Annotated in this window: 22 protein-coding genes and 1 pseudogene; 10 read left to right on the forward strand and 13 right to left on the reverse strand. The window is 46.8% G+C overall.

Features of this window, described 5'->3' with window-relative positions:
* Positions 1-15: 15 nt before the first annotated feature.
* Both IC229_RS24170 and IC229_RS24175 read right to left on the reverse strand, forming a co-directional pair.
* The gene (locus IC229_RS24170) at positions 16-2,013 is read right to left on the reverse strand and encodes a T9SS type B sorting domain-containing protein (protein ID WP_190889680.1); all 1,998 of its coding nucleotides are present in this window, start codon (positions 2,011-2,013) and stop codon (positions 16-18) included.
* A 356-nt stretch (positions 2,014-2,369) separates the two neighbouring features.
* Positions 2,370-2,882, reverse strand: coding sequence for a DUF2480 family protein (locus IC229_RS24175; RefSeq protein ID WP_190889681.1), 513 nt, complete (start codon positions 2,880-2,882; stop codon positions 2,370-2,372).
* Positions 2,883-3,084: 202 nt separating this feature from the next.
* Between IC229_RS24175 and dnaN the strand changes: the two genes are divergently transcribed.
* The gene (gene dnaN, locus IC229_RS24180; RefSeq protein WP_190889683.1) at positions 3,085-4,206 is read left to right on the forward strand and encodes a DNA polymerase III subunit beta; all 1,122 of its coding nucleotides are present in this window, start codon (positions 3,085-3,087) and stop codon (positions 4,204-4,206) included.
* A 142-nt stretch (positions 4,207-4,348) separates the two neighbouring features.
* The gene (locus tag IC229_RS24185) at positions 4,349-5,632 is read left to right on the forward strand and encodes a TCR/Tet family MFS transporter (RefSeq protein ID WP_190889684.1); all 1,284 of its coding nucleotides are present in this window, start codon (positions 4,349-4,351) and stop codon (positions 5,630-5,632) included.
* Here the strand turns inward: IC229_RS24185 and IC229_RS24190 are convergent.
* From IC229_RS24190 to IC229_RS24205, 4 genes are read right to left on the reverse strand one after another with little or no spacing between them, the layout of a single operon-like run.
* The gene (locus IC229_RS24190) at positions 5,570-5,875 is read right to left on the reverse strand and encodes a hypothetical protein (protein ID WP_190889686.1); all 306 of its coding nucleotides are present in this window, start codon (positions 5,873-5,875) and stop codon (positions 5,570-5,572) included. The two genes, IC229_RS24185 and IC229_RS24190, sit on opposite strands and share 63 nt — an antisense overlap.
* On the reverse strand, positions 5,875-6,546 hold the full coding sequence (locus tag IC229_RS24195) for a hypothetical protein (RefSeq protein WP_190889688.1): 672 nt from the start codon (positions 6,544-6,546) through the stop codon (positions 5,875-5,877). The genes IC229_RS24190 and IC229_RS24195 overlap by 1 nt, the downstream gene beginning before the upstream one ends.
* 35 nt (positions 6,547-6,581) lie before the next feature.
* Complete coding sequence (locus IC229_RS24200) at positions 6,582-6,758, reverse strand: hypothetical protein (protein WP_190889690.1); 177 nt, start codon at positions 6,756-6,758, stop codon at positions 6,582-6,584.
* Positions 6,759-6,787: 29 nt separating this feature from the next.
* A complete protein-coding gene (locus tag IC229_RS24205) occupies positions 6,788-7,870 on the reverse strand; it encodes an MFS transporter (RefSeq protein ID WP_190889691.1) in 1,083 nt (360 codons plus the stop codon).
* Positions 7,871-8,253: 383 nt separating this feature from the next.
* Between IC229_RS24205 and IC229_RS24210 the strand changes: the two genes are divergently transcribed.
* Positions 8,254-11,787, forward strand: coding sequence for a YCF48-related protein (locus IC229_RS24210; protein WP_190889693.1), 3,534 nt, complete (start codon positions 8,254-8,256; stop codon positions 11,785-11,787).
* A 76-nt stretch (positions 11,788-11,863) separates the two neighbouring features.
* Here IC229_RS24210 and IC229_RS24215 read toward each other — a convergent pair whose 3' ends face one another.
* The 6 genes from IC229_RS24215 to IC229_RS24240 form a co-directional block, all read right to left on the reverse strand.
* Positions 11,864-12,424 (reverse strand): YceI family protein, encoded by a 561-nt coding sequence (locus IC229_RS24215; RefSeq protein ID WP_190889695.1) that lies wholly within the window; start codon positions 12,422-12,424, stop codon positions 11,864-11,866.
* Between the two features lie 3 nt (positions 12,425-12,427).
* Positions 12,428-13,114: a hypothetical protein gene (locus IC229_RS24220; RefSeq protein ID WP_190889696.1), complete on the reverse strand. Its 687-nt coding sequence runs from the start codon at positions 13,112-13,114 to the stop codon at positions 12,428-12,430.
* Between the two features lie 18 nt (positions 13,115-13,132).
* Entirely contained in the window at positions 13,133-13,645 is a 513-nt protein-coding gene (locus IC229_RS24225; RefSeq protein ID WP_190889698.1) for a QcrA and Rieske domain-containing protein, read from the reverse strand.
* Between the two features lie 73 nt (positions 13,646-13,718).
* Positions 13,719-15,368, reverse strand: a complete 1,650-nt coding sequence (locus IC229_RS24230; protein ID WP_190889700.1) for a porin family protein — start codon at positions 15,366-15,368, stop codon at positions 13,719-13,721.
* A complete protein-coding gene (locus IC229_RS24235) occupies positions 15,349-15,927 on the reverse strand; it encodes an RNA polymerase sigma factor (protein WP_190889701.1) in 579 nt (192 codons plus the stop codon). Before IC229_RS24235 ends, IC229_RS24230 begins: the two co-directional genes overlap by 20 nt.
* Positions 15,928-16,132: 205 nt before the next feature.
* A complete protein-coding gene (locus IC229_RS24240) occupies positions 16,133-16,981 on the reverse strand; it encodes a hypothetical protein (protein ID WP_190889703.1) in 849 nt (282 codons plus the stop codon).
* Between the two features lie 232 nt (positions 16,982-17,213).
* On the opposite strand from IC229_RS24240, the gene IC229_RS36165 reads away from it, so the two are divergent.
* Positions 17,214-17,354 (forward strand): TilS substrate C-terminal domain-containing protein, encoded by a 141-nt coding sequence (locus IC229_RS36165; protein WP_394355983.1) that lies wholly within the window; start codon positions 17,214-17,216, stop codon positions 17,352-17,354.
* A gap of 52 nt (positions 17,355-17,406) precedes the next feature.
* Here IC229_RS36165 and IC229_RS35795 read toward each other — a convergent pair.
* Positions 17,407-18,363 (reverse strand): annotated as a pseudogene (locus tag IC229_RS35795) (App1 family protein); the annotation flags it as partial.
* 290 nt (positions 18,364-18,653) lie between these two features.
* On the opposite strand from IC229_RS35795, the gene IC229_RS24250 reads away from it, so the two are divergent.
* From IC229_RS24250 to gldD, 6 genes are all read left to right on the forward strand, one after another.
* Positions 18,654-19,034 carry a Rid family detoxifying hydrolase gene (locus IC229_RS24250; protein WP_190889719.1) on the forward strand — a complete coding sequence of 127 codons (381 nt, stop codon included), beginning with the start codon at positions 18,654-18,656 and terminating at the stop codon, positions 19,032-19,034.
* Between the two features lie 78 nt (positions 19,035-19,112).
* The gene (gene gltX, locus IC229_RS24255; protein WP_190889721.1) at positions 19,113-20,654 is read left to right on the forward strand and encodes a glutamate--tRNA ligase; all 1,542 of its coding nucleotides are present in this window, start codon (positions 19,113-19,115) and stop codon (positions 20,652-20,654) included.
* Positions 20,655-20,718: 64 nt separating this feature from the next.
* Positions 20,719-21,012, forward strand: a complete 294-nt coding sequence (locus tag IC229_RS24260; RefSeq protein ID WP_190889722.1) for a hypothetical protein — start codon at positions 20,719-20,721, stop codon at positions 21,010-21,012.
* Positions 21,013-21,150: 138 nt separating this feature from the next.
* Positions 21,151-21,930, forward strand: a complete 780-nt coding sequence (locus IC229_RS24265; protein WP_190889724.1) for a TIGR00266 family protein — start codon at positions 21,151-21,153, stop codon at positions 21,928-21,930.
* A 143-nt stretch (positions 21,931-22,073) separates the two neighbouring features.
* Positions 22,074-22,364: a hypothetical protein gene (locus IC229_RS24270; RefSeq protein ID WP_190889726.1), complete on the forward strand. Its 291-nt coding sequence runs from the start codon at positions 22,074-22,076 to the stop codon at positions 22,362-22,364.
* A gap of 213 nt (positions 22,365-22,577) precedes the next feature.
* Positions 22,578-23,165 (forward strand): gliding motility lipoprotein GldD, encoded by a 588-nt coding sequence (gldD, locus tag IC229_RS24275; RefSeq protein ID WP_190889727.1) that lies wholly within the window; start codon positions 22,578-22,580, stop codon positions 23,163-23,165.
* The last annotated feature ends 2 nt before the right edge of the window (positions 23,166-23,167 follow it).

Below are 23,167 nucleotides of genomic sequence, written 5' to 3' on the forward strand. Positions count from 1 at the left end.
TTGCTCAGCCCAACCTTAACGTAGCAACGTAACAACACCACGGCGGGAGATTGTAACGTTGTTGATATCGACGTATTCGAAATAATACGTATAGGCTCCCGCATCGGCTACTACGCCCTGGGACGTACCATCCCACCAGCCATCTTTTTCAAGTATCGAGAAATTTTCCCTGGAAAACATCACTTCTCCCCAACGGTTGTAAATGGCTAAGTTCCGAATGGTATAATTGATTTTATAACCGGATACCAGTTGAAAAAAATCGTTTACTCCATCACGATTCGGGGTGAAGGCATCGGGCACAAATACGTAGCAATCGCCTGATGCGCTGATACTTACCTCCCGTTTCACCGTACAGTTGGCAGCGTCTCTAACAGTTACTGTATAACTACCGACGGCCAGATTCTGAAACGTAGTGCTCGACTGATACGTTTGCCCATTCAACGAATACTGCCGGTTGCCGCTGCCCCCCGATACAGTCAGGATTAACGTACCATCCTGTTGTCCACAGGTAGATTCGCTGGTCTGCATACCGTCGATAGTTGGGGCAGACTTCGCACCCACAGTAGCTGTCTGGCTGGCCGTGCATCCGCCATCGGTCACTGTAATTGTATAGTTTCCACCGGCCAGATTCTGAAATGCAGGGCTGCTCTGTGAGGCCTTTCCATTCAGTGAATACGTCTTCGTTCCGTTACCTCCCTGAACACTAGCCGTAATGCTTCCGTTTGCCTGATTACACGTAGCATCCTTGATTTGAAAAGTATTGAAAGTAAGTTTTTTAAGACCTACTTTCACGGATCTATCCACAAGACATGCCCCATCTTTGACTGTTGCCTTGTAATCGCCACTTGCCAGATTTATAAAAACAGGTGTCAATTGATACGTTTGCCCGTTCAACGAATACTGACCCGCCCCGCTCCCACCCGTCACAACTAATGTTACTGTTCCATCGGGTTGGTTGCAACTGGCATCTGTAATCTTTACGTCATCGATACGTGGTAAACTTTTATTGCCAACCGTTATTGAGTCCGAGACAATACAATCCCCGTCCTTCACGGTCACTTTATACTTTCCGCCTACCAGATTAAAAAAAACGGGCGTAATCTGAAACGGTTGACTATTCAGGGCATATTGACTGGCCCCACTCCCACTGGCTAAAGTTAATGATATGGCTCCATCGGCGCGGCCACAACTGGCACTTGCTGAGTTTACTCGATCTAACTTCGGTGGATTTTTAGTACCTACGGTAGCCGTTTGGCTTTGCACGCAGCCGCCATCTTTTACCGTAACCGTATAGTTTTTACTGGCGAGATTTATAAAAGTAGGGCTTGGCTGAAATATCTGTCCGTCGATAGAATATTGTCGGGATGCAATCTGCGGGCCTGCGGCTATGCTCACCGATAGCACTCCGTCTGTACGACCGCAACTGGCCGGAAGTGCAGTTGTCGACGCTATCGTAAAGTTCTTTCCCTCGGGTGTTGCCGCTAGCGCCAGATCATCAAAATAAGCGTCATTAGTTGTTCCACTTTGACGGGTGCTACGTAGTCGTATTTTAATTTTTCGGGTTTTAACCGGCGCAATGAAGGAATAAGTAACCGGTGTCCACGTAGCATAATTATACGGACCAAGTTTATATGAACCTAGCACGACATCACCAGCATCCAGTACGTCAATATTAATAGTAGTCTGATCAGGCGGATTTTTGGCAGTAGACATGACTGACCCTATAAAGAAAAATCGCTGATTACCCAGGTCAATAGAACACGAATAATCATCTAAGGCAATAGTCTGGTTTAATTCAGCGTCGGCGGTATTGCCCGCGAAGAAATACCCCTGCCCTTCTTTTGGGCGTGGGTCAGTCGTACGCTTCGTCCACTCATTTCCAACCACTTCCACCCAGTTTGGTATTTTTCCATTTACCAGAGGCAATTCACAACCAGGATTTTTGATCAGGTTTTCTTGAGCACTGACAAGGGTAGATAATGAAAGAAATAGAATTACTATTTGAATTTTCATTATATGGTAAAAATTACATCAGAATCATTTCGTTATAAGTGGCCCAGCAAATACATAATAAATTGTTAATCAGGCCATTAATCCAAAACACATAAACTCTAATATACTACTTAATAAAATACGCGACTATAGAAAAAGCATAAATAGTCACTCCGGTATACAATTGTTACCAGAGCACTAGCAATGCACTGAAAATAGACTGCATCAATCTAAATTCTATGCAATTAGTATACCAGCATGTAATAGTTGGGAGAAGATCTTTAAGAGAAAGTAATTAAAATAGAGTCAGAAGGTAAATCTAGCTACAATAGCTGGAGCCTGACACGGCCCGCCTAATTACTCCATTTACTCAATCACTACGTCTTTAGGCGTTTGTAAAGGGGAACGGTGCTACAGGGTTCGCCAAACAGCAGGCTTTGCACCACCGGACGTAGCACGCGGGTCAGTTCGACGTAGGCTGCCGTAGGAACGGGCACTTTTGAGCAGCCTTTTACCACAACACGGGCGTCGCGATAATCATCGGGGTTGATTTGGGCGATGGCATCGAAATAAAGTTTCTCCTCCAGATCAGCTAACGTACCAAATACTACGTTGCTGGCGTAAGGCTGCAATTGCAACGTAAGCAGCATATAAGCCCAGGTTGGCACAATGGCATCTTCAGTGCAGGTAATCGCTACGTTCTTACCAGCATATTGCCCCCAGTCGTGCTCTTTCAGGAAAGCCCGAAAATCTTTCTCTTTCAGAATCAACCCCATATAGAGGTTATCTTTCAAGTCATACACCACACGCTCACCTGCGTGATAATAGTCTTCCAGATCGAGCGTAATCAGGCCGCTATTGGCCACACGATTGACAATTTCAGCTTCCATTTTTAATGAGCGAAAGAGTGAATGAGTGAAAGAGCGAATGGCTGACGCAAGCTACTTTGCGCTCTTTCACTCATTCGCTCTTTCACTCTTTACAACGGCTATTTACGGTCGAAAGGTTCTCGAAAAACTTCCATGGGCTGTCGGCTTTTTTTGCTACTTTTGTTCTTATATCCAAATACTAACCGACTTAACCGCCTGGCTAATGAAATTTATTGTTTCCTCATCTGTTCTGCTCAAAAACCTTCAGCATATCAATGGCGTCGTGGCTACCAACCCGATTGTGCCGATTCTTGAAAATTTCCTATTTCGTATTGAAGATGGCAATCTGATCGTAACAGCTTCGGACCTGCAAACGACCATGACCACGCAAATACCGGTTGAGTCGAGCGAAAACGGGTCTATTGCCATTCCTGCTAAACTTTTGCTCGATACGTTACGTAGCTTACCTGAACAGCCTGTCACGATTAATATCGATATCAATACGTTCGGCACGGAAATCCTGACCGATAATGGCCGCTATAAGCTTTCTGGTGAAAATCCAATTGATTTTCCCAAACTTCCGACGGTAAACAAGAACATGTCGGTGGATATGACATCGGACGTATTGCTGAGTGCTATTAACAATACTGTTTTTGCGACCAGCACCGACGACCTGCGCCCAGCCATGACGGGTGTCCTTCTGCAACTCACTGCAGACAACGCTACGTTCGTTGCGACCGACGGCCACCGGCTCATTCGTTACCGACGTACTGACCTCGGTTCGGCGGCTAGTACGTCCATTATTATTCCCCGGAAGGCCCTTCAATTACTCAAGGCGTCTTTGCCGGAGAATGTTCCGGTTACGGCCGAGTTCAGCCAGTCGAACGCTTCCTTTACGTTCGGCCCTACGCAGCTCATTTGCCGGTTGATCGACGAGCGTTTTCCAGATTACGAAAATGCCATTCCGACCAACAATCCGAACGTAATGACGATTGGACGTAGCGATTTGCTCAACTCACTGAAGCGGATCATGATTTACGCCAACCGCACAACGCACCAGATTCGGCTTTCCCTCAAAGCCGGCTCCCTGACCATTTCAGCCGAAGACCTCGATTACTCCAACGAAGCCAACGAAAAACTCCTCTGCGAGTACAACGGCGACGCAATGGAAATTGGCTTCAACGCCAAGCTGATGTCAGAAGTTTTAAGTAATCTGGCCGCCAAAATGGTTTCGTTGGAAATGTCAGCACCCAACCGGGCCGGTCTGCTCATCCCAGCCGATAAGGAAGAAAACGAAGATATTCTGATGCTGGTGATGCCTGTAATGCTGAATACTTACGCGTAAAAAAAATAATGACGGGGCCGCCCGTGCGGTTATAAACGATGAATGGTGGGTTTGCTGACGCCAACAATTACGTAGTGCGTCAGCAAACTCACCGCTCATCGTTTATAACCGCACGGGCGGCCCCGTCATCACTCACCTTCTCATGTCCAAACAACGTAACGCCCCAGCTCTCATTTTTATTTTTATTACGTTGCTAATTGACGTAACGGGGCTGGGTATAATTATTCCGGTTTTCCCGAAGCTACTTGAACAACTTATTCACGGCAATATTAGTCAGGCAGCCAGTTGGGGAGCTTTGTTGACGCCCGCTTATGCGTTAATGCAGTTCATCTTCGCGCCGGTTTTAGGTGGATTGAGCGACCGATATGGACGTCGGCCTGTTTTGCTGTTTTCGTTGTTGGGCTTTGGTGTTGACTATCTGTTTCAGGGATTTGCGCCCAGTATCGGCTGGTTATTTTTAGGTCGGGTTTTGGCCGGGATAACCGGGGCAAGCTTCACCACAGCAACAGCCTACATTGCCGATATCAGTCCACCGGAAAAGCGAGCGCAGAACTTCGGTCTGGTAGGGGCGGCTTTTGGTGTGGGCTTCATTCTGGGACCAGCCATTGGTGGGCTTTTAGGGCAATATGGGCCACGTGTACCGTTTTTTGTAGCAGCTGGCCTAACGTTGGTCAATTTCTTTTATGGCTTGTTGATTCTTCCCGAATCGCTTTCTCCTGAAAACCGCCGTCCGTTCAACTGGAAACGGGCTAATCCACTTGGTTCACTGCTGCGGCTGGGAAAATACCCCGTTATTCTAGGCTTAGTGGCGTCGCTGGTGCTGATTTACATTGCTGGCTTCGCCGTACAGGGCACGTGGACGTTCTACACCATTGAGAAATTCAAATGGGATGAAACAACGGTAGGTTTCTCGTTAGCTACGATTGGCGTAGCATTTGCGCTGGTACAGGGCGGTTTGAGCCGGGTACTAATTCCTAAATTAGGTCAGCAGCGGTCGGTGTATGTGGGCATGATGTTCAGTGCGATTGGCTTCTTCCTGTTCGGTCTGGCGAATCAGAGCTGGATGATGTTTGCCTTTATGTTTATTTATGCATTGGGCGGTATTGCCGGACCATCCATTCAGGGAATTATTTCCAATCAGGTTCCAGCTAATGAGCAGGGCGAATTGCAGGGCGCCTTAACGAGCCTAACTAGTGTTACGTCTATCGTTGGGCCGTTCATTATGGGGAATTTGTTTTCATTCTTCACCTCACCCAAAGCGCCTACCTACCTTCCTGGCGCTCCGTTTTTTTTAGCTTCGCTCCTGATTATCATTAGCGGCTTTCTCGCCCGGCGCGGGTTAAAGCGAAATCTGGTAGTCAGTTCAGACCCACTCCAACCAGCCCAGGCCGAAACTAACAGCGTTGCAGGTAAAGCCGATAACTAAGCTATATAACCAGGATGTTTTCCACAACGAACGTACCCACAGGCTTTCCACCAAAGCCACGATACCTTCAAGCAAAAAAATGTTACCACCGAAGCTATACCAGTAATACATCAGAAATGTCCAGGTCGATGCACTTATCAACATGCCTAACCATAGGATGTTGATAAACCGGTCTTTGTGCCTCAGAAATAGAAATAAAATCGGGATCTCAATCAGCCAGGTTTTTACCAGATAAATCCACATCAGCGCTTCCGATTACGCATAAACAAGGCGCTTAGAAGCCCGACAATTGATAACCCTCCGGCTACTAACCACCCTTCGCCCACAACCGACGCTTTTGATGAGGAGGCTTTCGGTTTCAAAGACGGTGAAGGGCGCATATCCTGCTCAGTATATGGTTTTTTCTCCGTAGTCCCATCGTCATACCTATACACTACGTTGTCGTAGTCAATTTGTAACGTACTACCCGACAGCTTTTTAACAGTCAGTACGTCCTCAATTGACTTGGTCGGGTTTGATTTCGACAGCGTCGATACTGCACTTATTTTCACATCCGACCGAATTAAGTTTGGGTTCGACTCAAAATAGCGCTGTAGTTTATCCCTGATGCTTTGATTTCGTGCCTGTTGATATGCTCTGAGACTATCTTCCCGAAAATGATTCTTGGCTATGGCACAAATGACGGGTCGGCTGAGGTGGTAGAAATGAACGCATTCGCCAGATTTGATAATCGCATAATTAGGTGTCGGAAACGGGTAGTAAGCGATAAATACGTACTTGGGATACTGATTGATATTCGCTAATCGAAAACAGTAGCTCACACTACGTCGATCATACGGAATAACATCGGCCCAGGCACAACGTATTACGTTAGCCAATAGCAGACTCAGAAAAATTAGTCGTTTGATTTTCATATGAGTAGCCAGAACAGCGTTTTTCAGAAAGGCGATTAACTATTTCGCTGCCTGCGAAGTTGGCGAACAAGTAACAGAACCGCCACAGCAACAATCCCAATAACCAATGCACTATTCAACATGGGAGAGCCTGTTGGTCTTGGATCAACAAGATCAGCAAACGTAGTGGAGCATGTGCTGAATAACAGAATCAAAAGGGCGTATTTTTTCATGGCAATAAGGGTTTAAAAGTTTGAATAAATCATTTGGTACGTAGTGAAAGTTCTTTATCCGTCGATAAAAAGACGTAGTATAATCCCCAGGTTAACAAGCCTAAAAGTAGCAATTGAGTGAACAGAGAAAAGTAAGAATCCAGCGGTAAAAACGAGACTGCTCCGCCTAACGCAATGGCCAGCCCGAACGTAGCACCGCTTACTGTGGCCGGTACGTTAGGTAAAAGGCGTTGCAAAGCCACTACGCTGATGGGCGTCAACGACTGAAGCAAGCCCGTTCCGACCAAAAGCCAGAACAGCTTTCGATACCCGAAACTCAGCGACGGGATAGCAATCGCCAGCGCGAACAGCGCATACACTCGCCACGGAATTCGGTCGGCCAGCCAGCCACCAACTAGTTTCCCGGTCATCGCTGCCAGTGCTACGTATAACAGCCAGTCGTACTGCTCGGCATGCAGCAATTGAATCACATTCCAGACCGCCGAACGTAGCGCAATGGCCACCAGCAACAGAATCATTACGTAGTCGTGGTTGTCCAGGTGCGGTTTTTCGGGGAAAATTGTTTGCTGAGTCTCCGTCGGGAACGTAGCGCTACGTAGTACAAGCCCGATGGTCAGCAATCCAGTCATGAGCAGATAACCGACGCCCTGCCAGTGCATCGCTCCCGACCAGCCACCCAGCGCAAGACCTAATACGCCAAAACCTGAGAATATCCCAACGAAGCGAGCCTGTTGCGGAAAGCTGATCAACGTAACGGCGCCCCCTGCTACATGGTAAATCGCTGAGCTAACACCCGCCAATACAACAGCCGCCCATACGTAGTGAGCCAACGAAAGGCCTAAAGCCGCCATCATCCCCACTGACGCCAGTATTGACCATTTTCGATACGTCCCAACACAGTCGAGCCAGATTCCGGCGGGCAGTTGGCCACCAAACGCCAGAATGTTGTATAGAAGAACGGCACTGCCTGTCTCAACAAAACGGGATGTATGGCTAAAGCTTCCGATTAAATATCCGGCTGCTGCATCCGAAAAACCATGCCCGAGCCCTAGCGTCAATACGGTGGTTCGGTAGTTTGCAACTTTTGTCGATACGTTTGCCCAGGTGCACATAATTTCTATAGCGTGTTGAACAGAACAAAGGTCGGATACGTATCACGCTTTTGAAATGGAGGAAAACCTATATTTTACTGTAAGATAACCTATATATTTTCAACACAGGTCTAATAAAACGTAAGCCTTTATTTTATCACTATTCCGGCTTACAAATTCAGTAAACGCTCTTCCAGAATATTCTTTTAAAATGATTTATAAGGCAAAGTTTCTTTTTGTAAATACAATTTCTACAGTTATTTTTGATGTTTATATGCACGCTATAATTTGCTGATGTACAGTGATTTGATCAAACTGAATTCATTTATTATTTCGGCTTGACAACATAAACAAATTATCAAGTTTGCATATTTTTTTAGTCCACACCAATCCATATAATTAATATGAATCCACACGTTTTACGTTCCAGAATTACTACGTCCTTTTCTGCGACAAAGTCAATCACACAAAAATTCGTTGCCATTATTCTAGCCAGCATTTGCATACCGGCTTTTGGGCAGGTGTCTATATCGGCCAATACCAATTCGTTGTGTGAAGGCCCGCCTGTTTCTATCTCACTAACCAACAGTAATCCCAGCTTCTTCACGACTGGAAGTTTGCAACGTAACGGTACAACGGTAGCTAGTACTACGAATGGTCAACTAAACTATACAACGACTCTGCCCGGAGCCTACCAATTTGTTTATAATGAAAAGAGCGGCTTTAGCGATGTCTACGCGGGCCAAAGCACGTTTTTAGAGTTTACCGATATGTATTTTTTGAATACATCAACAGGTTTTGTTTTATCTGGGCAAGGCATTCATAAAACGAGCAATGGTGGTAAAACATGGAGTAAGACAGCCGTAGGAAATAATTTCAACACAGCTGTTCATTTCAGTGATAGCCAAAACGGTTGGGTAGTTGGCTGGGGCGGTAATATCAACCGAACAACCGATGGAGGTGCTACCTGGGTTACACAACCCATCAATTTTGGGTATGAGCTCTATGATGTTTTTGCTACGTCGTCGACAACAGGCTGGGTTGTAGGTCGAAAAAATAAAGTGCTATATACCAGTAATGGCGGTGGCACCTGGACGGACGTTAACCTGTCTATTCCGTACGATGATGCATCTGTACAGGGCATATATTTCATCAATCAAAATACTGGCTGGATTGTTGGTCAGGGTGGTATTATCCGAAAAACAACCAACGGGGGAAGCAACTGGACATCCCAGTCCTTGCCGAGCCCTTATGCACAATTGTGGATCACGGATGTCTCTTTCGTAGATGCAAACACGGGATGGGTATCTACTGTATACGGAGGAGTGTTTAAGACGACCAACGGTGGTGCAAGCTGGACTTTACAACGAGCTGAAAGCCAGAATTCACCACAAGGAACCAGCAGAATTCGGTTTAATGACGCCAATACAGGTTTTTATAACTTGAATTCAGTGGTATATCGATCAACGGATGGCGGAACGAACTGGACGCCTATAGGCAATCCGACATTTTCTTACACACATCCCAATATTCTATCTTCCTTTTGGTTTTTTTCTGCCACCGAAGGTTTTACGGCGACAGCAGGTCACTTGTATAAATATTATGCTAGTCTTCCCGACCGAACTAATATTATTTCCATAACTCCAACGCCCACCATAAACGCAAATGCAACCAATATATGCGCTAATCAGCCAGTACAACTTTCGAGCAATTCGGTATTGCCGGGCACTGCCCTACAATGGTTAAAGGATGAAGTACCTGTTGCATCAGCCACCAGCCTAACCTATTCACCCAGCCAACCCGGTAACTATAAATTGCAAGCGACACAATCAGTTGATAGTTGGCAAGTTGCCGGTAATGGCTATTATTCATTCATTGATCCTACAAACGGCTGGACGCTCAACCCGGGTGCTGGAGGAACGAACAATCAGGTGCGTCGAACCACAGATGGCGGGCAAACATCTAATACGTATAGCACGGTAGATGGCTATTTAAGTAGTATATACTTTGTTAATACGTCGAATGGATGGATTACGGGTAGGGAGGATGGAGTAGGATATCCCCCCGCTTTCATTGCCAGATCGACCGATGGGGGCATGTCATGGACGAAAACACCTGTTAACATAGACTATTCAGTACTAAATGGTATCTATTTTACAGATGCCAGTCATGGCTGGATATTTGGTCAAAAATACGCATCGAATACCCCATATGCGGAATATCAGGCGTTAATCCTGCGTACTACAGACGGTGGTAATACCTGGATACAGCAATCGAGTGTGAACCAGTTTGTTAAAGCATCTAAAGCATTTTTCGTCAATAATACGACAGGCTGGATTGCCGGTAAGTATGGCGAGTCGGCTGTGGCCTTGCTAAAAACCACCGATGGCGGTAATACCTGGACACAACAACTGGTAATAGACGACGCATTTGATATAAATCTGTTTTTTAAAGATGCTGCTACGGGCTGGGTGTCAATTCCAGGTCAATTTATCTTAATGACAACCAATGGAGGTAGCACCTGGACCGCTCCATCTACACAGACTAATGCTGGACCATTATTTTTTGAGGATGTTCTAAATGGTGTAATGGTATCTGGTAGTAATCTGTTCAGAACATCCGACGGTGGGCAAACCTGGCAACATAAAGCTACTTCGCCCATTGGGCTAACTTCTGCAAAATTTTTCACTAGTAACTCGCTATATGCTTTTGGTGCCAACGGTGATTTTTACCGAATTGTGAACCAGCCTTATACCTGTATTTCTGCCCCAATCGCAATTGGGACGCTTTGTTGTACAAGTATGGAAACCGTAAAAACCGGCGTCTGGAACGACCCTACAGTTTGGTCCTGTGGGCGAGTTCCTAAATTTTCAGATACGCTGACAATACGTTCAGGCCATATTATTTCACTGAATGAAACAGGCTACGTTAAGAAACTAACGATTCTGGGAACGCTACGTAAAGGTTCCGGCGCACAGATGCGTATGTCGATCATACCTCCTTCGGCACTGAATCTGAGCGGTAATATGAACTTTGGACAAATTAATGTCGGGCAAACTGCCAGTCGAACGCTCGTTATTCAAAATACAGGTTCCGACGTAACGGTTACAGGACTTACTCTACCATCTGGCTTTTCAGGTTCCTGGAATGGTATACTGGCAATGGGAAGTTCGCAGTCAGTGGTTATTACGTTTGCCCCTGGCGCGGCTGGTACGTTCGATGGTCAGCTTACAGTAAATACTACGTCTGTCGTAACGGGTAACACAATTAGCTTGACTGCCTCTGCCACAGTGAATACACTCCTGAATGGTTTGGTTTTATACCTGCCTTTTAATGGAAATGCGAACGATGCCAGTGGTAACGGCAATCATGGCATTCTAACAGGTGCTGTGATTATTAATGACCGATTCGGCAATTCAAATCAGGCCTGTGGCTTCATCCGATCAAATGGAACCTACCTCCGCGTACCCAATAGTCCGAGTCTGGATATTACAGGTTCTGGCCTGACGATCTGTGCCTGGATAAACCCTGTTTGGAATGGTAGTGGCATTAATATGCAGGTTGTCTCGAAGGCGCAGGATGCTTCTAATCGTAAGTTTGGATTAGGAACCGGAGGTCCTTCACTCATGAATTTTGAACTTAAAACCACAACCGGTACAACCGATCAGGACTGGGGTTGTGGTAGCTGTAACCTACAGGAATCTGTTTGGCAATTTGTAACCGTTACGTACGATGGGAGCAATATGAGGTGGTATAAAAATGGCTCGCTTATTTACCAGACCACCAAAACAGGAACCATTGTCAGCACGAACACCGATTTAATTATCGGCAGCTTTGCAGACCGAACGCAGTCCTATTTCAACGGGTCTATGGATGAGATTCGGATTTACAACCGGGCGCTGACAAACACCGAAATTCAACAGCTTTATCAGTTATAAATAAGTGCTCTTTCTGCTTTTAAACCACAGAGGTTCGCAAAGTTATTCTTTGCGAACCTCTGTGGTTTAAAAGGCATTATAAACTAAACACAATATTGAAACGTAGCACCATACCATCTTCAACTTTCATACCCATGAGCGATGGCCGTTCAACACCGTAATCAGTCATATTTACCGGAAACTGACCCGTTAGCGTCATTTTCCCACCTGCCTCTTTATGCGTAGCCTGCAACGTAACAGGTTTGGGGACACCATGAAACGTCAGCGTACCCTGGGCCGATAACGTACCGTCTTCGGCAGTTTTAATAGTCGAGCTGGTAAACGTTACGTTCGGAAACTTAATCCCATCGAGCACCTCCATAGCGTGCGAATCGCGGTTGTTGTTATCGCTGTCGAACGAAGATACTTTTATCGAAACCGCAATACTTTCGGGTTGCTTGGTTTCGTCGTTGTACATCATGGCGCAGTTAACCTCCTTGCTTACCCCTTCCCAACTGTGAAGCGGGTGTTTAGCAGCATACGTAATGGTCGATTGTCCTTTGTCGGCCATCACTTTGCGTTTGGCCATTGGCGCAGTAAAGGCAAAAAAAGCCCAGGTGGCTAAAAGTAAGCCACTCAAAATCAGGTATTTTTTCATAGCTTAAAAAGTTAATGAAACAATTGAAGCAGCATAGGCACCGAACGTAGTATAAGCGGCCGCCCGGTGATACGGTTTAAGTTCTGGGTTACTCTGAATCATATGCGCCAGAATATTCGTGGTTACCATTCCGGTCAAATGCACAATAGCCAGGTATTTATGCAGTTTAATGGTCGTAAATCCCTTGCGGGCACCAACTACCGGCGGTGGTGTCGTCAGCGATAAGGCCAACGTAGTGCCATAAGCGATGTTGATATACGTAGCAGTACGTTCATGCCATTTTTTTGTATCGGTATATTCCTGACCTTTAGCGTTATAGAGTTTGGCTCCCAGCAAACCCTGCGCAATAAATCCGGCCAGTGTTACAAACCCGCCAATCTGGTGCATGCCGAGCATGGTACGTCGCACTTTAAGCTCCTTTGCCCGACCTTCGGGAGTAAGCGGAGCCACTTTCATACTACGTAGTAATCCCTTCGGCCCCCAGAAGACTCGTTGCGTAAAAATCATTTTATGCGGAAGCAACTCCTGTTTATCAGTCGAATCGGAAAGGCTGGCCAGCAGATCGTCATCCGACGATTTTGGTTCAGCCGCAGGCGCGCGGGACGAATCCCGGCGCACCGCTGTCGAATCCTGAGCCTGTAGCGAACCTACCTCAAGCCATAAAAGCGTGACAAAAATGATGTATTTCATCGCGTTGATTGTTGAAAATTAGGCAGTCACTGTCAGCGTATTTCCGTCTGAAGAGAGATTTGCTTTGTATTGAGTTAAAGCCTGGGTGGCTGGGCCCACTTTAACAGCACCTGTTACTGCATACTCAGAACCGTGATTGGAGCAGTAAATATCGTCCTGTGTAGCTCGATACTGAACCTCTGTTCCCTCATGGGTACAGGTTTTCGAAAGCGCAATAACGGACCCGCTTTTTACTTTCGCTACGATAATACCGCCAACAATAGCGTACTGACCCGCTGTTTTCAGTTTACTATACGTAGAAGAGGTCAGATCCAGCGTAAAATTAACGGCCCCTTTCGACGCATCAGCATTCCCGGTAAAACCACTTCCGGTGGGGTTACCGGTAGACGGCGTTGGATCACTGTTACTTTTTGAACAGGATGTCAACGTAGTACCCATGCAATAGAACGCCATTAAGGCTGCGCTACTCAGGCCTAGACTGCGCATAAATTCTCCGCGCTTCATTTGTTCGGTCGTTGGATTGCTTTTCATGGCGTTATAGTTAAATTTAGTGTATTTACATGAATTAACGAACAACTCGATTTCGCTTGTACACTCACGGGTTTTACAGTTTATAGCGAATCGAAAAAAATGCACCCGTACTCAATAAATCAATTTTGTAATAGCCGACCTTCTTTATCGGCACTTTTATGAACGGCTCTACCTGCCAGGATAATCGTTTACTTATAGACCGTTCGTATCCAATCGAGAAGTTGAGGTTGCTGAGGCCGTAGCCACCACTGCGGGCAGTGGTATCTGTCGGATTACCTGCATAAGAATGGTAATACTTATATGAGTAATCTTCCTTATTCATAATATAGCTTGTCAGTCCACTACTAATGAACCAACGGGTTGGCTGTCGGCCGTTATCACGAGGTTTTACTAAAACATCATAACGTAGGTTTATCGGGATGTCGAGCATATTACACCGACCATCTACTCCAGCGAAATTGGCCGGGTATCTTTTAATTTCAGACGGCAGATTGTAATAGTCATATTCGCCCGGCAGCGCCTTGTACACTTTCGTGCTCTGAATCACACCCGCCTGAACACTCCAGCGCGACGCGAATCGGTACTCCAGCAACAAGCCCACATTGGTACCCGGTCGTGTAAAGTTTTTCAGACCAATTGAACTCAAGTCCGGCGCTACTACGAATCGCACACTCAAACCGCGTTGAACCGTTACGTTGGGTATAACCTTACGTACTGTTGTATCAGGATGAGCTTCTACCGGTCGACCAACAAACGACAGGTTCTTGGGCCAACGCGCCGATTTACTGGCCAGCTCGTTTATGTTCATTAGCGCAACGGCTTCGGGTTCAGCTTCCACCGACTCGGCCAACGTAGCGCTACGTGGTTCATCGGCAGGTGGCATACCTGCATTCGACTTTCTGGCGGCATCCGGTTGGTTATCAAACGATACAGAAGGAGTCATTACATTCCCATCCCGGCGGGCATAGATCCGTCTGCGATTTGTAAAAACACTACGTTGTTGGGTAAAGGAACCGATAGTCGATACGTTGGTTTGCGATGAACGATTTACGCGTCCTTTTGCTTTACGTCCGGCCAAAGGTGCTACGTTACGTAACGACGACTTTACTACGTTGGCGCTCTTTACTGACTTATACGTCGATGTTACTGGTTTCGTTGCAGTCCGGAAGTCAGACGCGGACGAAGCAGGCGAGTTCGCAGGGGTAACCGCTACGTTATCAGCAGCTTTTGGCAAAATCTTTTGTTCATCGGTCAACTTTACCTGACTGGTGGAATTCGCTTCCGGTGTCCGTCCATCGGTCGATTCCGCCCGATTAGTCGATGGCTGAACGTCGCTGGCGGGCTGTTCTACGGCCTGTTTCTGCGGCTCAGTTGGCTGTTCAGTATCGGCTAATCGGGACGTTTCGATTTGATGTGACCCTTTAGCTGTTGTATTCCCTTCCGGCTGTTGGCTGACGACTGTCGATGACAAAGCGTTACGTTCGCCACTAGTTACCTTTTGATACACGAACCATCCTCCACCCGTCAGCAGCAACAGCAGCACAACAGGCAACCCCCAACGTAGCAGATTCTTCCAGAGCAGGGCTCCGGCAGGTCTGGTCTGGTCGGTCGAATCCAGCAGGGCGCTCATCTTAGGCCATGCTCCTGGATCGTGAGTAGGTTCGAACTCTTCAGCCGACTTTCTGAAGAGCTCATCCAATTGGTCATCGGTTAGCTCTGACATACTCGTCGTAGTTTATCTGCTTCAATAGTACGCGTAGGTTTTCCCGCGCCCGGGCTAAGTTTGACTTCGACGCCCCGACCGAAATACCAAGCTGGCTGGCAATTTCTTCGTGCGTGAATCCATCGATTACATACAAGTTAAATACAAGCCGATACGCGGGCGACAGCCGTTGAATCAGGGCCATTAAATCTTCGTGTGCCAGTTGACTATACGCGTCAGCCGCTTCCGAAGCCACCGTTTTCTCAACAAAATCAACTGATTCCTGATGATGATGCTTCACTTCCTGGCGGTAATGATCCACGGCTGCATTGATCATGATTCGCCGAAGCCAACCTTTAAATGGTTGGGCCGGGTCGTACTGATCCAGTCGGGTAAATACCTTCAGGAACCCATCGTTGAGGACTTCCAGCGCACCGTCTCGGGTGGGTGCATACCGCAGACAAACACTCATGGCATATCCATAGAATTGCCGATATAGCAACTCCTGACTTTGCCGCTGGTTACGTAAGCAGCCAGCAAGCAAGTCGGATAAAGCAGGTATGTTCGATGCGTTGGACAAGCTATTCCACGTTTGGGTTACATGTAATCAGGCAATCAATAAGATTCTGTCGGCTTAAAAGTATAACTTTAAGTGAATGAATAATGTAGAATGAATAATTAATAATGAATTCCAGGCCGATAATCCTCAAGATCATTACTCATTATGCATTATTCATTCTACATTTCATGCTGCTAACAGAATCGAAATTAACCCAGTTACTTTATTAATTCGGCGCTTCCACCGTTGTACTGTTCACTACAGGCCATACGCCGGGTTTCGGCACGCTCACCCCTTTTGTGGCACCCCGCTGATTATTATCGGGACCGAAGAGATAAAGCGGCCATCCTTTGTACGTTAGTTGCGTTTTGCCAACAGCCGTAATGGTTGCAAAATCAGACTTTTTAAGCGCCGACGGAATTTCACCAATCGTAGCCGACGTTTCGAATATCGGCCAGGTTGGGTTGTTACTCAAATCGGCCTTCGTATACGTATTTTTATTCTTCTTGTCGGGAGCGTAAGCGTAGAGTGTACGGCCAATACTGTCGGTCAGAAAAATGGAGTTGCCCGTTCCTTCTTTAGTATCGAAGGTGTAGTTTTTGCCATCCATCCCCACCAATTGCCGCGACGCCAGCATAACCGAATAGTTTGGTTTAGCTACTAACCAGACGTTACCGACGTTTTCGCCGTTTACATCACCCGTTTTGGCATCGTTCTGGTAATAGTAGAGCGGCCAGCCTTTAAACGTTGTTTGTTTCGCCCCGTCGGCGCGGGTAATGGTCGCAAAATCACTGGCTTTCAGGCCTGTTCCCATCGAAGGGTTCTCTTTATAAAATACCGGCCAGGTTGTAGCGCAACCACCCGAGCAACTCGAGGTACCCGTTACATCGGGCGCAAAGAAATAAAGCGTTTTTCCGTTTTCACCGGCAATAACGTTACCAAGCGTCGTTGTTGCGAGCGATAAATCCGTACCACCGCCAACGGTTGTCGGGTTTTCTTCCTTACAACTCCATAGCGCAATCATCAGTAAAGCCGTTAGCACAGGCAGGCGCTTCACAAAATAGGACGTTCTCATGTCAACTGTAGTTAGATATAAAAGATTGAACAGTTGAACCGGTTCGTCCGTCAATACGGAGGGTTTTGGGAAAGGGTTGCGTAGGATGTGAAAAATTTATTCTGAACCAGAATTTAACGGATTTAGGGATTTTCAGGATTTTGTCGTTCGCTTTTTTGAAGCGTATTGATTTAATCAAAATAAAATCCTGAAAATCCCTAAATCCATTAAATCCTGGTTCAGACAACTTCTTATTCTTTATCAGCCCGACGGTCGGCGCGAATTTCGGGAATGGTATCAGGATCGATCAATCCCAGCGAAGCTGCGTGTTCGGCTGCCGCTACTGTATCCGATACCAGCAACATTGGTACGTTATAGGTATCGGTTGTGCTAATCAGTTCACGAACAGCTTCATCGCGCACGTCTTCTGATACGTCACGAATGTAAATCGCCAGAATTCGACCGGGATTTTCACGAACTACCTGTGAATAAATTTCGGGGTCCTGCTGACCGCTGTCGCCGATGAGTACGAAAGGCAGTTGTGGATTCACATCCAGCACTTTACGTATCATGCCTAATTTGTGTGTATGATGCCCGCCCGATGAAAGCATTTCTTTGTTCAGGCCAAAATCACGTAGCAACAACGGGCCTTTAGGAATGCCCTGAATCCGGAAAAAATCAACTAACAAATCATACAGATTCCACGGACTACTGGATACAAAGTAAATCGGGTTGAACAACGTAGTAACCGGCCCGCTCTGCAAAGCCCGATAAAAAGCACCAATACCGGCAAATGGCAAGCGGCTATAAGCGTTACCCAGAAACGTTAGCCGGGCAGTCTGGAGTAAATTGGTGGCATCGGTTACCAGCACGGTATCGTCGATGTCGGAAATGACGCCAAACTTGCTGAACGGTGGCGAAATCATCATATAACCCGCTTTCTCTACCGGCTGTGCTACGTTGTCTGGGTTCAATTCCGTGGCAGGCTGTACTACGTTATCCAGCGCATATTGAACTGGAAACCAGGCCCGGCCCGGCGGCAGATCATCCGGCGGATTGATGGTGAGTTCAAAATAACCTTCGTTGTCAGTCACAGTTGTGTACGACGTACCAAACGCGTCAACCCGAACTGTTACGTTGGGTACTTCATCGCTTTCGAACCGTTGATACGTTGCCAGCAGATTCTGCCAGAACGTATCATGGTCGCTGGGTGTGCTCAGATCGCGCTGTCGCAAAACACGCCCTTTCAGCCAAACGGCCGTAGGGCTTCCAAAACCACGGTAGTAGACTATTTTATACGGTTTTTCAGCGTCCAGCCGACCAAAAAGCTTATTTTTCAAGCGATCAAATTGAGCATCGGCGTCGGACGCTACGTTGTGTAAGAAGTCTTTCCAGGATGCCATAGTTTATTTGATTATTTTTTGTCGTGTAGCGACCTAATGTTTGTAGAAACAGAGGAGTCCAGGTCTAACTTCCGTCGCGTAACGACCTAACAAAATCCCGCCTATTTGTTAGGTCGTTACGCGACGGAGCTAGATTAGGGACAATTTTGCTATAAACATTAGGTCGCTACGCGACGATTTATTAAGTCAAACAGTTTCTTAGTGATACCTTTGCGGTGTAATAGTTGGCAGTCGGCAGTCAATTTAGACTATCTCGACTGTATGAGTATCAGCTAATAGAAATTAAAATCATGAGCAAACAAATTGTTTATACGGATCAGGCACCAGCGCCCATTGGTCCTTATAGTCAGGCCGTAAAAATAAACGTAGCGTCTCCTGCGAGCATGTTATTCGTTTCGGGACAGGTAGCCATTGATGTAGCAGCCCAAGGCGACATTCAGGCCGAAACCCAAAAAGTAATGGAGAACATAGGTGCCATTTTGAAAGCGGCTGGCATGGATTTCTCAAACATCGTGAAGAGCAGCATTTTCGTGAAAGACATGAATAATTTCGCGGCTATTAACGAAGTATACGGCCAATTCTTCACCACCCAACCACCCGCCCGCGAAACCGTTGAAGTGGCCCGACTGCCTAAAGATGTCAATGTTGAAATTTCAGTAATAGCTATTTAAAGTGTGAAAGAGTGAATGAGTGAAAGAGCGAATATGTCGCGTCAGCCACTCTTTCGCTCTTTCACTCATTCACTCTTTATGTCAACTTCTGTTCGCGTTCGTTTTGCCCCTAGTCCGACTGGCCCACTGCACATTGGCGGGGTACGAACTGCGCTTTATAATTATTTATTCGCCCGAAAAATGGGTGGCAAAATGCTCCTGCGTATCGAAGATACCGACCAAAATCGATTTGTGCCGGGAGCCGAAGATTACATTCTGGAAAGCCTCCGCTGGGTGGGCATCGAGATCGACGAAGGTCAGGGGAGCGGTGGCCCACACGCACCGTATCGGCAATCGGAACGTAAGGACATTTACCAGAAAGAGGCCCAGCGACTAGTTGATGAAGGCAAAGCGTACTACGCCTTCGATACGGCTGAAGAACTGGACGCCATGCGGAAACGCCTTGAAGAAGCCAACGCGCCAGCCGCGCAATATAACGCCATTACACGGATGCAGATGCGTAACTCGCTGACGATGAAACCCGACGACATTCGCGCACGTATCGACGCCGGTGAGCCTTACGTTATTCGGTTAAAAACACCCCGCAAGGAAGAAGTTCGCCTGAACGATATTATTCGGGGTTGGGTAAACGTGCATTCGTCGGCCATTGATGATAAGATTTTACTGAAATCGGATGGGTTGCCAACGTATCACCTGGCTAACATTGTCGACGACCATCTGATGGGCATTACGCACGTTATTCGGGGAGAAGAATGGCTTCCGTCGGCTCCGTTGCACGTATTGCTGTATCGCTATCTGGGTTGGGAAGACACCATGCCTCAGTTCGCGCACCTACCGCTGCTGCTGAAACCAGAAGGAAACGGCAAGCTCAGCAAACGTGACGCCGATTTGGGTGGTTTCCCAATTTTTCCGTTGCAGTGGACCGATCCGGTTACGGGTCAGGTAGCGCGTGGGTTTCGCGAAGATGGGTATCTGCCGGAAGCTACCGTCAATTTTCTGGCGCTGCTGGGCTGGAATCCCGGAACGGAACAGGAGTTATTTACGATGGATGAACTGATCGCCAGTTTTGATCTGGCGCAAGTCCACAAAGCTGGGGCGCGTTTTGATATTCAGAAAGCGCAGTGGTTTAATCATCAATACGTTCGCCAGCGCCCCGATGCTGAGCTGGCTCCTATTGTACAGCAACAGGCTGAAGTTGCTGGATTTACTTGTTCAGCTGAAAAGGCCGAGAAGATTGCTGCGTTGCTGAAGGGACGTGTCAATTTTGCGCGCGACATTTTCAACGAAGCTACTACGTTATTTCAGGCACCTGCTTCGTACGATGATGCCATCGTAGCGGCTAAGTGGAACGAGGATGCCAAACGCGCCGTAACCGTTTTCCGCGACGCGCTACGTTCGTTCGAGGGCGATTTTGTGGCCGATACTATCAAGAACACCTTGGGCGACGCTATGCAGCAAGCCGGTATTAAACAGGGAAAAATCATGCAGGCAATGCGTTTGGCCCTAACTGGTCTGGGCGCTGGCCCCGATCTGATGCTGACAATGGAAATCATTGGTAAAGGGGAAACGATTAGTCGCTTGGAAACCGCGCTCGCGACACTTGTGGCACCGGCTAACTAAAAATTTTGAACCTAATAACTACACTCGTGTTTCGGTTTTAAGTTTGTACTCAAACGCAAAACTCATGGCAAAGAAAAAATCCAACCCCGACGAAAATGATAAACCACGCGTTCATAAAGAACTCGAAGGTTTTGACATTAAGATTAACTCGTTCGGTGAAATCACCACGAGTTTTGACATTGACCGTATCAATCAGTTTCTGAATAAAACCGTTGATGATAAAAAGCTCCGACACCGTACCGATCTGAATCTGAAGGGAGAAGCCGACTCCGACGAACCCGATGACAAAGACGACGATGACGAACGTCTGTTCGACGAGAGTGACAACGATTTGCCTGATGATATTAATCAACGCTAAAAAGTCCGACCTGATAAATTGCCCGGTCGGGCTTTTTTTGTGCCGTTTGTCAGAAAAAGTATCCGGAAAATGACCACGATTCTGTAGTTTTCGACTATAGTTCACTAAACTTTTGACGAATCACTAACGACTCCTAGCATGTATTCTCACGAAATCGACTACAAAATCATCGGCGAAGACATTCAAATCGTCGAGATCGAACTTGACCCCAACGAAACCGTAATTGCCGAAGCAGGTTCCATGCTGTTCATGGAAGACGGTATTACGTTCGAAACTAAAATGGGTGATGGTTCACAACCTGACCAGGGCTTTCTAGGCAAATTGTTAAATGCCGGTTCGCGCATGATTATGGGCGAATCGCTGTTTATGACTCACTTCACCAACCGGGGCGTTGGCAAGCGAAAAGTGGCTTTTGCGGCTCCTTATCCGGGAACGATCATGGCGGTTAACCTGGCGAATATCTACGGCAATACGTTGATTGTGCAGAAAGATGCCTTTTTGTGCGCGGCTCTCGGTACAAAATTGAGTATTCAGTTCAATCAGCGATTAGGCGCAGGTTTTTTCGGGGGTGAAGGTTTCATTCTGGAAAAAGTGCAGGGCGATGGCATGGCCTTTATTCATTCGGGTGGCGTAGTGGTCGAGCGGACGCTGAACAACGAAACGCTACGTGTCGATACGGGTTGCGTAGTAGGTTTTGAACCGAGTATCAGCTTCGATATTCAGCGGGCGGGTGGCCTACGTAGCATGATTTTCGGCGGAGAGGGCCTTTTCCTGGCTACGTTACGTGGTACCGGAAAAGTCTGGATTCAGTCGATGCCGATTTCCAAACTTGTACAGCGTCTGGCACCCTACAGCGCTCAGTCTCATAAAGAAGGCGGTTCGGTATTAGGAAATTTGGGGAATTTGTTTGAAGGTTAATCAGAACCGGGATTTAGGAGATTTGGGGATTTTCACGATTTTGTGTTACCAATTTTTTGAATTTTTCGGACATTTTTCCTCAAAATCGTGTTAACCATAAAAATCCTAAAAATCCATAAATCAGCTCAATCCCGGTTCAGACAATGGAAGTTATTTGCACCAACGACAGCTTTCCAGCGCCTGTGCTGGCTTTTTACGCTGAATTTGGCATACAGACGCCTAAACGTGATACGTTGTATACCATTCGGCAGGTAAAACGCCACACTACTGGCGAAACGGGTGTTCTTCTAAATGAAATAAAAAACCCGGATGTCCCTGTAAAACACCCGGTTATGGGCCAAGTATGGTTTGAGCCTACTTTCAATATCAATCGGTTTGCTACGTTGATGGGTCAGCCCGTTCGGCAGGAACAACTGGAAGATGTGAATGCATAAATACGTCAAAATCATTGTTTTGACCAAAAGCCTGACACCAAAATGCCGGGCTTTTGCGTTTTTCTAGAGTCCGAATTTGTCATGCTGAGGTACGAAGCATCTTAAAACTTCCTTACGCTCATGTCTGGATGCTTTAAGATGCTTCGTACCTCAGCATGACAAATTCACTCGCTTTTTTTTATCAAAAGTTTAAACGGCTTCAACGTATCATTCGTGTTCAAGCAACTTCTTTTTGTTTTTACTACGTTACTGGTAGCGGCCTGTAGCGGCAGTTCTTCCGACAATTATACGCCCAAACCGAAAGGCTTTCCCCGCTTCGATTTGCCCAAGCCCGTTTATAAACAGATCGAGGCAACGCATCCGTATCAGTTTGAGTACAATTCAGTTGCCCGCATTTTGCCTGATACGTTCGCCCGCTCCGAACCACACTGGATTTTCATCAATTACCCAGCCTGGCACGCCAGCGTTCAGTTGACGTATAAGCCCGTTCTGAACGACGTGAACCGGCTACGTAGCATGCTCGAAGATTCCTACAAACTAGCGGCTCGACATAATATTAAAGCGTACGCGATTGAGCAGCGAAAACTGCGGTTGAAATCCGGGCTGGAAGCTAGTATAATCGATTTGGCCGGTGAAGTTCCGAGTCAGGTTCAGTTCGTTACGACTGATTCGACGACAAACTTTTTGCGGGGAGCCTTATATTTTAACGTAGCAACGGAAAACGATTCGCTCCAGCCCGTTATTCAGTATATTCGGAACGACATTGTACATATGCTGAATACGCTAAAATGGCGCAAATAACG

The organism is Spirosoma profusum (genome assembly GCF_014699005.1).
GTDB classification, from domain to species: Bacteria; Bacteroidota; Bacteroidia; order Cytophagales; family Spirosomataceae; genus Spirosoma; species Spirosoma profusum.